The organism is Salinarimonas soli, from assembly GCF_008386575.1.
GTDB lineage: Bacteria > Pseudomonadota > Alphaproteobacteria > Rhizobiales > Beijerinckiaceae > Salinarimonas_A > Salinarimonas_A soli.
The window spans coordinates 1-277 of sequence record NZ_VUOA01000284.1 but is presented as its reverse complement, the minus strand read 5'-3'; the positions used below and the strand labels follow the sequence as shown (position 1 = coordinate 277).

Below are 277 nucleotides of genomic sequence, written 5' to 3'. Positions count from 1 at the left end.
GTGCGGCGCATTGGTCATCGACTCCATGCCGCCGGCCACCACCGCGTTGGCCGAGCCGGCCTTGATGATGTCGTGGGCCAGCATCACTGCCTTCATGCCAGAGCCGCAGACCTTGTTGAGGGTGGTCGCGCCAGCGGCATCGGGGATGCCGGCCGCGCGCGCGGCCTGGCGCTCCGGAGCCTGGCCGAGTCCGGCCGGCAGGACGCAGCCCATGATCACTTCGTCCACCGCATCGGCACTGACGCCGGCGTGTTCGAGCGCGGCGGCGATCGCGGCC

1 protein-coding gene is annotated in these 277 nt (G+C 71.8%); it reads right to left on the bottom strand.

What is annotated here, in order from left to right:
• Positions 1-277: thiolase family protein (locus tag F0L46_RS25930; protein WP_497850448.1), on the bottom strand; the 277-nt coding region annotated here is incomplete at both ends.